The organism is Caulobacter segnis (assembly GCF_003243465.1).
Taxonomy (GTDB): domain Bacteria; phylum Pseudomonadota; class Alphaproteobacteria; order Caulobacterales; family Caulobacteraceae; genus Caulobacter; species Caulobacter segnis_A.
Genome location: NZ_QFQZ01000042.1, coordinates 32,311 through 40,787 on the forward strand (window position 1 = coordinate 32,311; position 8,477 = coordinate 40,787).

An 8,477-nucleotide genomic window follows, 5' to 3' on the forward strand; every position below is an offset into this window, starting at 1 on the left:
GGGATCATCATGTTCATTCGCAATCAGGCGGCGCTGCTTCGCCGCGTCAGCGCCCTGGCGCTCATGCTGGCCGCCGCGGCCGGCGGCTTCGCCCGCGCCGAGGACAGCGCCAAGCCCGACGCCGACGCTGACAGCACCTCGGTCAGCGACGTGATCGTCACCGCCCGCCGCCCCCTGGCCGAGAGCCAGGCCGCCGCCCTTCTGATCCAGAAGAACTCCGACTCGCTGGTCAGCGTGCTGTCGGCCGACGCCGTCGGCGCCCTGCCGGACCAGAACATCGCCTTCGCGGTCGGCCGCCTGCCGGGCGTCGGCGTCGAGCGCGACCAGGGCCAGGCTCGCTACATCAACCTGCGCGGCGCGCCGGTCTACTGGACCACGCTGTCGTTCGACGGCCTCAGCGTCGTCAGCCCCGAAGGCCGCGCGACCCGCTTCGACAACATCCCGTCGGCGATCGCCAGCCGGATCACGGTCGAGAAGGCCATTGTGCCGTCGATGCCGGGCGACACGGTCGCGGGCAATGTCGACATCCGCACCCGCCGCGCCTTCGACTACAAGGGCCAGCGGATCAGCGGCAAGCTGGGCGTCGGCAAGGTCGACCTGGGCAATGGCGACGAGATCGACAGCAACCTCGTCTATTCGAACATCTTCGCCGACAAGCTGGGTCTGGTCGCCCAGGCCTCGTACTATTCGCGCGAGATGGCGACCGACAACTGGGAGACGGACCCGTATCTCAGCAACACCGTCGCGCCCGAGAAGCACTTCGCCCGCGAACACGAGAACAAGCACTATCGCCTGACCCGCGAGAACATGTCGGCCTCGATCCGGCTGGACTACAAGATTGACGACAACAACACGATCTTCGCCAGCACGATCAACACCTATTACCACGACGACGAGCTGCGCGATAACTTCATCTTCCGCCTGGACCAGGGCACGGACGCGGCCGGCAACGGCTACACCAGCGCCGCCTACATCAACGCCAACGACCCGACCTCGGGCACGGTCTATGGCGCGCGGATCAACGGCCGCATCGACTACCGCGACACCAAGGAAGCCATGTCCACCAACACGGTGGGCGGCGAGCACAGGTGGAACAAGCTCAGCGCCTCCTGGCGGCTGAACTACACCTACACCCAGGACGGCCGCGACACGCCGGTGACCATGGCGTTCCAGAGCCCGTCCAGCTTCTTGGCTCGCCCGACCGTCGAGTACGATTTCCGCAACGGCGACGTGAACACCGTGCGCCTGTTCCAGACCGGCGGCGTGACCGGCGCCCGCACCAAGGGCGCCCAGGTCAACAACATCGAGGACTTCCAGTTCCCGCTGACCAGCGCCGGCATGCTGAAGGGCGGGGACTTCACCAACGCCTACACGGCCAAGGCCGACTTCGACTACGAGGGCGAGCTCGCCGGCCACGAGACCAGGTTCGAGTTCGGCGGCCTGTGGACCGACCGCACCAAGAAGTCGCGCGAGAGCAGCTTCACCAAGGCCTATTCGGGTTCGGGCGTGCCGACCTGGGGCCAGTTCGCCAGCAACATCGGCTACCTGGGCAGCCAGCACCTGAACTACAGCTTCCGCTACACCAACAAGGACTACACGACGAACTTCGTCGATGACCTGGTGAAGTCGGGCCAGGCGACCAAGACCGACACCACGGCCAACTACTGGCGCGTGGGCGAGACGATCACCGCCGGCTACGCCATGGCCACCACGCGCTTCGACTGGGGCAACATCGTCTACGGCGCCCGCGTCGAGCACATCGAGAACGACGGCCAGGCCTATGTGAACTTCCCGGCCGCGGCGGGCGTCCCGGCCGGCCTGCGCCTGGTGAAGGTCAAGAGCGACGACACGCTCTACTATCCCAGCGCCCACCTGAACTGGAACGTGCGCGACGACATGAAGCTGCGGGTCGGCCTGACGACCTCGGCCTCGCGCGCCGACTTCGACGACCTGCGTCCGAACTTCACGTTCAGCGACTCCAACCAGACGATCTCGGGCGGCAATCCCAACGCCAAGCCCGAGCGCCAGGTCGGTCTCGACACCTATCTGGAATGGTACGCCGACAAGGAGACCTTCATCTCGGCCGGCGTGTTCTACAAGGACCTGAAGGACGTCCTGGTGCAGACCTCGAAGGTGTTCGGCGACGACTCGCTGAACAGCAACGGCGTCGATCGGTCGGGCTATAGCTACACCAGCGTCGGCAACGCCGGCGAAGGCCACCTTCAGGGCCTGGAAGTGTTCTACAGCGGCACGGCCGAGCGGTTCGTCCAGTCCCACGACCTGCCGGCCTGGCTGGGTGGGTTCGGGACCCGCCTGTCGGGGACCTGGACCTCGTCGAAGGTCACCCTGCCGTCGGTCGGCGGCGTGCCGGCGCGGACCATCTCGGTGCTGGGGACTTCTGACGCCGTCTACAACGTCCAGGCCATCTACGAGAAGTACGGCCTGACGGTCCGCGTGGCCTATCAGTACCGCACCCCGTGGGGCCAGTCGGTCGGGACCTATCGCGCCATCAACGGCGGCGTCTATCCGACCGACAACGGCGATATCTACTGGGACAGCGACGAGGAGCTGGACGTCTCGGTCCGCTACCAGGTCAACAAGAACATCGAGGTGTTCTTCGACGGCAGCAACCTGACCAACCAGGGCGCGCGCCGCTACGGCGACCAGTCGCGCTACCCCATCGAGTACGAAAAGTTCGGTCCCCGCTACGTCGGCGGGATCCGCTTCAACTTCTAGGCTGGGGTAGACAGCCAGTCACGAGGAGCCTCCCCGGTCCGCCAGGGAGGTTTTCTTTTTTGCGGAGTGATGGAATTCAGCGCTCTAACCGTGTCATCCCGGAAGCCTCGTAGAGGCTATCCGGGACCCAGGGGTTGCAAGAGCGCGGTGGGCGCGGCCCCTGGGTCCCGGCTCTACGCTACGCTTCGGCCGGGATGACACCGAAGGGGGAGTGGCTGAACTCGACCCCTACCGCCGCCCCGCCGGCCGCTCCAGCCAATGTCGCAGCGCCCCGTTCACCGCGCCCGGCGACTCCATCGGCGCCATGTGGCCGGTGCTCGGGATCACCACCAGGTGCGTGCAGCCGATGGCGGCGGCCATCTGGCGATGGCCCTCGGCCGGGGTGATCTGGTCGTTCTCGCCGACGATGATCAGCAGCGGGACCTTGAGCGCCCTCAGCGCCGCCTCGCCGTCCTCGCGCTCCAGGCTGTTCTGGCGCAGGAAGACCTCGCGGCCCAGGCGCTGGGTCATGTCGACGATGCGGGTGGTGAGCTCGGCGTCGTCCAGGCGCGAGGCGTCGACATAGCTCTTCAGGATGGCCTGGCCGATCCCCAGGAACGTCCCGCCCTTGGCCGCGGCCTTGTTGAGCGCCTGGCGCTGGGCGGCGCGCTGCGGCGTGTCCACATGGATCGAGGTGTCCAGCAAGGCCAGCCGCTCGATCCGCTCCGGCGCGATGCGGGCGATGTCCTGGGCGACGTAGCCGCCCATCGAAAAGCCGGCCAGGGCGAAGGTCGGCTCGGCGCCGTCCAGCACATGCTCGGCCATGGCCCGGATCGTGGCGTAGGGCGTCAGGTCCGGAACCCAGATCCGCGCCACGTCGGCCAGGCCGCTGATCTGGTCGCGCCACAGCTCGGCGTCGTTGAGCAGGCCAGGCAGCAGGATCAGCTGAGGGAGGGTCGAGAGCATGGGGTCTTCTAGACCCTTCTCCCCTTGCGGGAGAAGGTGTCAGCGAAGCTGACGGAGGAGGGGTTGAAAGACTTGTCCGGCAAGCTCATCGCGACCCCTCACCCGGCCCTTCGGGCCACCCTCTCCCGCAAGGGAAGAGGGCCAAACAAAAAAGGGCGCTCCGAAGAGCGCCCTTTCGTCAAAGCGATGCGTTGAAGCCTCAGGCCTCGACCATGTTCTTGGCGATCGCCGCCTCGCGCATGGTCTTCTGCAGCTTTTCGAACGCGCGGACCTCGATCTGGCGGACCCGTTCGCGGCTGACGCCGTACTGGGCGGCCAGCTCTTCCAGGGTGGTCGGATCGTCCTTCAGGCGGCGTTCGGTCAGGATGTGGCGCTCGCGGTCGGTCAGTTCGACCATCGCCTCTTCCAGAAGCGACATCCGCAGCGACTTTTCCTCGTCCTCGGCGACGCGGGTCTCCTGGGAGACCTGCTCCTCGTCGGCCAGCCAGTCCTGCCATTCGCTTTCGCTGTCCGAGCGCAGGGGCGCGTTCAGCGAGGCGTCGGGGCCCGACAGGCGGCGGTTCATCGAGATGACCTCGCTATCCAGCACGCCCAGCTTGGTGGCGATCTCGCTGACCTGCTCGGGGCGCAGGTCGCCTTCCTGGAAGGCGGCGATCTGGCTCTTGGCCTTGCGCAGGTTGAAGAACAGCTTCTTCTGCGCGGCGGTCGTGCCCATCTTCACCAGCGACCACGAGCGCAGGATGTATTCCTGGATCGAGGCGCGGATCCACCACATGGCGTAGGTGGCCAGGCGGAAGCCCTTCTCGGGCTCGAACTTCTTGACGGCCTGCATCAGGCCGACATTGCCTTCCGAGATCACCTCGCCGATCGGCAGGCCGTAGCCGCGATAGCCCATGGCGATCTTGGCCACCAGGCGCAGGTGCGAGGTCACCATCTTGTGGGCGGCTTGCGGGTCCTGATGCTCCTTCCAGCGCTGGGCGAGCATGAACTCCTCGTCCTTGCTCAGCATCGGGAACTTGCGGATCTCGGTCAGATAACGAGACAGGCCGCCGTCCGGCGACATCACCGATAGAGAATTCACGGCCATCGTACTTATATCCCCTTGTGTGCGGATCCGCTCGCCAATCGCGCGCGATCATCCCCCACACGAGGGGATAGATAGGTCGCGAAACGACGGGTTGAAGGGCGGTAACGCATTTGTAATGTCCGAGTTGCCGGCTTGGGTATTGTACGAATGCGGCGACAGTTTGGACGCGTGGATTTCAAAGGAAGCCTGGGACCGTTTATGATCCGTTTCGTTCTCCGCATCCTGATCGCCGCCGCGGGCCTTTGGCTGGCCGCCCGCATCGTGCCGGGCGTCACCGCCGACGGCTGGAAGACCCTGATCCTCGCCGGATTCCTGCTGGGCGTGGTCAACGCGGTGGTGCGGCCGATCGTGACCGTGCTGACCTTCCCGCTGACCCTGGTGACCCTGGGCCTGTTCCTGCTGGTCGTGAACGCGGCGATGATCGGCATCGTCGACTGGCTGCTGGACGGCCTGCGCGTGCCGGGCCTGTGGGCGGGGATCCAGGTCGCGATCGTCACCGGGATCGTCAGCTGGGTCGGCCAGGCGTTCCTGGGCGAGGGGCGGGCGGAGCGGGAATAGTTTTCCGCTTTGCGCCGACAGCAGGGTAAACGTGCTCGCAAGCACTGTGACGCCGCCATGAAGTTTTCGCGAAATGATCGGTCTAGGGTGCGTCCATTAGTCACCCGTTAGCCGAGAAATGGTCCTTCGCCCCCGGAGTGGAGGCGTACTCATGTTCACCTTGCGGGACACGGTTTCTTCGCTGGCGCCGGCGCGCCAGGACGACCTGGGCAAGACGCTCTACGAGCGCTTCCGCGAGGAACCCGACACCCTGATCGTGCCGGTGGTGGACGCCGACCAGCGGCCGATCGGCATCGTCGAGCGCAACGCCTTCTTCCTGCGGATGGCCGCCGAGTACGGCCGGGCGCTCTACGCCAACCGCCCGATCTCGACCCTGATGGACAGCCAGCCGCTGATCGTCGACGCCGACACCGAGCTCGAAGAGTTCACCACCGACAGTCTCTCGTACCGGGCCTCGGACCTCTTGCGCGGCTTCATCGTCACCGAGCGCGATCGCTATCTGGGCGTCGGCACGGTGCTGGCGCTCCTGCAGGCCAGTAACGAGACCAATCGCCGGGGCGTGGCCCAGATCGCGCGACTGGCGCACTACGATCCGCTGACCGACCTACCCAACCGCGTGCTGTTCCAGAAGTCGCTGACCGAGGCCCTGGCCCGCCGGGCGCGCAAGGGCGACCAGCTGGCGGTGCACTTCATCGACCTCGACCGCTTCAAGACCGTCAACGACACCCTGGGCCACCCGCTGGGCGACGCCCTGTTGCGCGAAGCCGCCGAGCGGCTGCGGCGCTGCGTGCGCGAGGGCGACACCGTCGCGCGGCTGGGCGGCGACGAGTTCGCGGTGGTGCAGACGGGGCTCGAAGGCCTGGACGGGGCGACGCGCCTGGCCGGCCGTATCGTCACGGCCATGGCCGCCCCGTTCGACCTGGCCGGCCACCAGGTGGTCATCGGCGCCAGCGTCGGCGTCTCGGCCGCCCCCTTCGACGGCGAGGACGCCGACGAACTGCTGAAGAAGGCCGACATGGCGCTCTACCGCGCCAAGGGCGAAGGTCGGGGCGCGTTTCGCTTCTTCGAGCAAGCGATGGACGAGCAGCTGCAGGCTCGCCGGGCCCTGGAGCTGGATCTGCGCCGCGCGCTGCAGGACGGCGAGTTCGAGCTGTACTACCAGCCGCTCTATCACCTGGGCGACGAGCGGGTGACGGGCTGCGAGGCCCTGCTGCGCTGGAACCACCCTGAGCGCGGCATGGTCTCGCCGGCCGACTTCATCCCGCTGGCCGAGGAGATCGGCCTGATCGGGCCGCTGGGCGACTGGGTGCTGCGCCACGCCTGCGCCGAGGCCGCGCGCTGGCCCGATCACGTGCGCCTGGCGGTGAACCTCTCGCCCGCCCAGTTCCGCGACCGCCGCCTGGTGGCCACCGTCGTCTCGGCCCTGGCGGTCTCGGGCCTGCCGGCGCATCGACTGGAGCTGGAGATCACCGAGTCGGTCCTGTTGCAGGACAACGCCGCCAACATGACGATGCTGCACGACCTGAAGGCTTTGGGCGTGCGGATCTCGATGGACGACTTCGGCACGGGCTACAGCTCGCTGAGCTATCTGCGCAGCTTCCCGTTCGACAAGATCAAGATCGACCAGACCTTCGTCCGCGACATCCTGCACGACAGCGACGCCCAGGCGATCATCAAGGCCGTACTGGACCTGGGCGCCTCGATGGGCGTCGTCACCACGGCCGAGGGCGTCGAGACCCAGGCCCAGCTGGACGCCCTGCGCGGCCAGGGCTGCCCCGAGATCCAGGGCTACTTCATCAGCCGCCCCGCGCCGGCGGCGGAGATCGCGAGGATGCTGGGGGTGGAAACCTTCTCCCAGAGGGAGAAGGCGGGGCCCGCGCCGCAGGCGTGGGAGGATGAGGGGTTACAGCGGTCGCGGGCCTAAGCCCTCACCCTCCACCGCTTCGCGGCGGGCCCCGCCCTCTCCCTCGCGAGAGGGTTACCGGATGCGCCCCAGCGCCGCGCCCAGCTCTTCCACCATCTCCGGCGTCGTCGCCCAGGAGCACATGAAGCGCACCGTGCCGTCCAGGAAGCGGTAGACGAACCAGCCTTCGCCGCGCAGGCGTTCGAGGGCGGGCTCGTCCATCTCGACGAACAGGCCGTTGGCCTCGACCGGATGCTTGAGCGGGAAGGGCATCAGCCCGGCCAGCTTCTGGGCCATGGCGTTGGCGTGGGCGGCGCGTGCGGCCCAGGGCCCCGCCGAGCCATCCTCGCCCAGCAGGCCCAGCCACGGCGCGGCCAGGAAGCGGCCTTTCGAGACCAGTTGGCCGGCGTGCTTGAGCCGCGAGTCGAGGCGGCGGGCATGGTCGGGGTTGAGGAACACCACGGCCTCGGTCGGCGTCGAGCCGGCCTTGGTGCCGCCCATGACCAGGATATCGACGCCCATCCTGGCGATGCTCTTCAGGTCCAAGCCGGCGGCGACGGCGTTGGCCAGGCGCGCGCCGTCCAGGTGGACGCCGTAGCCCTTGGCCTTCACCGGCGTGACCAGGGCCCGCAGGTGGTCTTCCGAATAGACGGTGCCGTACTCGGTGGCGGTGGTCAGGGACAGGGCCGCGGCCGGCTGGCGGTAGGAGACGTCGGGCTCCTCGAGCGCCGCCTCCAGCGCCGCCACCTCGATCTTGCCGGAGGGGCCGGGCAGGCCGATCAGGCCGACGCCCTGGCCGAAGAAGCCGGGGGCCCCGGTCTCGTCGGTGCAGATGTGGGCGTGCTCGTGGGCCAGCACCGCCTCGTGCGGATGGGCCAGCACGGTGAGGGCGAAGGCGTTGGCGGCCGTGCCCGAGGCGGTGAACCGCACCTCGGCGTCGGCGTCCAGCAGGGCGCGGATGCGGTCGGCGGCGGCCTTGCTGACGTGGTCGGTCCCGTAGCCCGAAGCGGTCCCGGCGTTGGCGGCGATCAGGGCGTCCATGACCTCGGGCATGGCGCCGGCGACGTTGTCCGAGGCGAAGTCGAAACGGGGAGCTGTCATGCCCCCTGGATAGGGGCGCGCTCCCCTCATTGGAAGACATAAACCCTTGTCATCCCGGCCGCAGCGTAGCGGAGAGCCGGCGACTGTGTTGGGTCAACCGGGCTTTTGCCAGGGCTGATTTGATTTCAGCATGCCGTTTGCGGCGAC

General features: G+C 67.6%; 6 protein-coding genes and 1 pseudogene. 3 read left to right on the top strand and 4 right to left on the bottom strand.

All coding sequences use genetic code 11. The features are described 5' to 3' along the window. Positions 1-9 precede the first annotated feature (9 nt). Positions 10-2,736, top strand: coding sequence for a TonB-dependent receptor (locus DI526_RS13815; RefSeq protein ID WP_304278950.1), 2,727 nt, complete (start codon positions 10-12; stop codon positions 2,734-2,736). A gap of 119 nt (positions 2,737-2,855) precedes the next feature. Here the strand turns inward: DI526_RS13815 and DI526_RS13820 are convergent. The 3 genes and pseudogenes from DI526_RS13820 to rpoH all read right to left on the bottom strand — a co-directional run. Then, positions 2,856-2,936: pseudogene (locus DI526_RS13820) on the bottom strand (hypothetical protein); the annotation flags it as partial. A gap of 28 nt (positions 2,937-2,964) precedes the next feature. After that, positions 2,965-3,681, bottom strand: coding sequence for an alpha/beta fold hydrolase (locus DI526_RS13825; RefSeq protein WP_304278953.1), 717 nt, complete (start codon positions 3,679-3,681; stop codon positions 2,965-2,967). 199 nt (positions 3,682-3,880) lie between these two features. After that, on the bottom strand, positions 3,881-4,777 hold the full coding sequence (gene rpoH, locus DI526_RS13830; protein WP_304278962.1) for an RNA polymerase sigma factor RpoH: 897 nt from the start codon (positions 4,775-4,777) through the stop codon (positions 3,881-3,883). 189 nt (positions 4,778-4,966) lie between these two features. Between rpoH and DI526_RS13835 the strand changes: the two genes are divergently transcribed. Next, a complete protein-coding gene (locus DI526_RS13835; RefSeq protein WP_304278956.1) occupies positions 4,967-5,326 on the top strand; it encodes a phage holin family protein in 360 nt (119 codons plus the stop codon). A 151-nt stretch (positions 5,327-5,477) separates the two neighbouring features. Continuing rightward, complete coding sequence (locus DI526_RS13840) at positions 5,478-7,250, top strand: bifunctional diguanylate cyclase/phosphodiesterase (RefSeq protein WP_304278958.1); 1,773 nt, start codon at positions 5,478-5,480, stop codon at positions 7,248-7,250. Between the two features lie 54 nt (positions 7,251-7,304). Here DI526_RS13840 and DI526_RS13845 read toward each other — a convergent pair whose 3' ends face one another. After that, a complete protein-coding gene (locus DI526_RS13845) occupies positions 7,305-8,330 on the bottom strand; it encodes a low specificity L-threonine aldolase (RefSeq protein WP_304278960.1) in 1,026 nt (341 codons plus the stop codon). Positions 8,331-8,477 lie beyond the last annotated feature (147 nt).